Origin of the sequence: Chamaesiphon sp. VAR_69_metabat_338, assembly GCF_031423935.1 — a bacterium.
Lineage (GTDB): Bacteria > Cyanobacteriota > Cyanobacteriia > Cyanobacteriales > Chamaesiphonaceae > Chamaesiphon.
Window position 1 is genome coordinate 1 of record NZ_JANPGM010000638.1, and the last position, 2490, is coordinate 2490.

Here is a 2490-nt window from a genome sequence, read left to right on the forward strand (position 1 = left end):
GGCATTTTTTACTGAAGATGCGATGCGGGCGATCGCTGAAGTGACATTAGCAAATATCACCCAAATAGATCGATCGCAGCCCTGTGAAAACGAAATTTAGATTTAGGAATTAACTAAAATGACACTCAAAATCGGTATTAACGGCTTCGGGCGAATCGGACGGCTAGTGGCGCGGATTGCCATGAGTCATCCCGAATTAGAATTAGTTGGTGTGAATGACCTCGTTCCCGCCGATAACCTTGCCTATCTATTCAAATACGATTCTACCCACGGTACATATTCAGGTACTGTTGCAGCCAAACCTGACGGCATCTCCATTGACAATCGCTTTGTATCGTGTCTGGCGATTAAAGATCCCGCCGAACTCCCTTGGCGTAAATTAGGAGCCGATTATATAGTTGAATCCACTGGACTTTTCACGACCTACGAGGGTGCCCACAAGCACATTCAAGCTGGGGCAAAACGAGTAGTCATCTCAGCCCCAACCAAAGACCCCGACAAGATTCGGACTGTGGTCATGGGAGTCAATCATCAGGAATTCGATCCGACAACGGATGAAATTATCTCCAATGCCAGCTGCACCACTAACTGTCTAGCTCCAGTTGCCAAAGTCTTGCACGACACCTTTGGGATCGCCGAAGGCTTAATGACTACCGTTCACGCCATGACTGCCACCCAGTCTACTGTCGATGGCCCCGATAAAAAAGACTGGCGGAGCGGACGGGGAGCCGTTCAGAATATCATTCCCGCCTCAACTGGTGCGGCAAAAGCAGTCGCGCTCGTATTACCCGACCTGAAGGGAAAGTTGAGCGGGATGGCATTTCGGGTGGGTACTGCGGATGTCTCGGTCATCGATCTGACTTTTAAAACTGTAAAACCCACCACCTATGCAGATATTTGTACGGCGATGAAAGCGGCAGCAGCGGGGGAATTGAATGGCATCTTGGGCTATACCGAGGATAAAGTTGTGTCGATGGATTTTCGCACCGATCCTCGTTCGAGTATCTTTGATGCCACAGCAGGGATTGGTTTAAATGCCAACTTTTTCAAAGTGGTGGCTTGGTATGATAATGAGTGGGCTTATGCCTGTCGGGTTATCGATCTGATGCTATTTATGGCAAGAAAAGACGGATTGATTTGAATCGATTAGAAGATGACATTCAGTATCTAAATCTGGTAAAGTCGTTGGCATATCCTCTCTGAAAGAGAATCGATACTTATAAATTTTATTGCCTTTATTTTCATGTTCAACGGATGCAGACTACCTTTGCAACTCAACGAAGAATGTTGATACGTTCTGCTGCAATATGGTTGTTAAACTTTTGTAAACAACAACCTATTCTGGTTCTATTCCCCAACGATCGCAAAGGGCTGGAATTGATTCATGGGCAACCATCCAAAGATTAAAATCTTTAAAAAGATCGACTTTACATTTCATACCACGCTCCAATGCCCGTAAAAACCTCTGTGCCATCCCTGGTTGCGAGAATATAGAAGCACAAGCTGCTGGCGATCTGGAGCTTGGCATTAAATTGGTAAGGGACATGAGTTCAATCAACAAAGAACTAAAAAAAGCACTTTCCTCATAACGATAGCCTGCGGTGAATGCTGCAACTAGCGTCTCACCGATATAATCAACACCATAGCCACTGAGCAGATGCGATACGTCATGGCTTGCTATTCCTTCTGGTAGTGAAAGCTTTTGTCCCGGCAAAGCAAACTTGTTTTGTAAATAGTAGTGATGTAAAGATAGTCCTAGACTTCCTTCTGGATAAGTCGCTAATGCTGCATATCGATTAGCTAGGGCTTTATCCTCAACTAATCCCCAAGTTGTTGCTAGGGATTTTGCTGTTCTATATACACCTGATTGCTCGACTTGAACATAAATAGAACTATTGAGAAATGTACTGCGAAAGCGAGCAAAACTGAATATGATCTGATGAACACCACTAACGCTAAGACTACGGATTTGTTCGATCAAATTGCTTCGTTCTCCAAAGGCTTTGGCAAACTCCTCTAAAACTACTATCTGGGACTTTGGAGGAATTCCCTCGACCAAAGCTAACATTGCCATGCCATTGAGAACATGTTTGCGTAGACTTGGTTCTATGGGAACTTCAGCCAACTCTGCTGGTGAAATTGTAGATACGTTATCAAAGTCAAGGGGAATGTCTGTAAAAAATAACTGATAAAAAGCTTCAATTAAAGCTAGTGCTTCTGGTTGAGATTTACCACTTGCTAAAGTAACGGTCTTCATTGCCCGCAAGATTGGCAAAATCTGGCTGGATAGAGGTTTCAAAAAAATCATATAGTAACCTTCATCATTGATTAGAAATATAGGGTGGGCAATGCCAACAAGCAAATTTGTAGAATCAGTAGAGTGACCTACTACTCTACTGATTCTACAAATTTGCCCAAACTCCTATTTATTGATATTTGGACTTCAATTCAAGTGCCGCACAAAAGCTGTTGAGGCTATTTAATAAAGCA

The 2490-nt window shown here is 43.6% G+C and carries 2 protein-coding genes; one reads left to right on the forward strand and one right to left on the reverse strand.

Going from position 1 to position 2490, the window contains the following annotated elements:
- Positions 1-118 precede the first annotated feature (118 nt).
- Positions 119-1141 carry a type I glyceraldehyde-3-phosphate dehydrogenase gene (gene gap, locus RMO84_RS17620; protein WP_310489741.1) on the forward strand — a complete coding sequence of 341 codons (1023 nt, stop codon included), beginning with the start codon at positions 119-121 and terminating at the stop codon, positions 1139-1141.
- Between the two features lie 195 nt (positions 1142-1336).
- On the opposite strand, the gene RMO84_RS17625 is transcribed toward gap, so the two are convergent.
- Complete coding sequence (locus RMO84_RS17625; RefSeq protein WP_310489742.1) at positions 1337-2362, reverse strand: hypothetical protein; 1026 nt, start codon at positions 2360-2362, stop codon at positions 1337-1339.
- Positions 2363-2490 lie beyond the last annotated feature (128 nt).

What these genes read in the sequence shown, in the direction of transcription:
- gap (WP_310489741.1), top strand. Translation starts at nt 119, where the DNA reads ATGACACTCAAAATCGGTATTAACGGCTTCGGGCGAATCGGACGGCTA.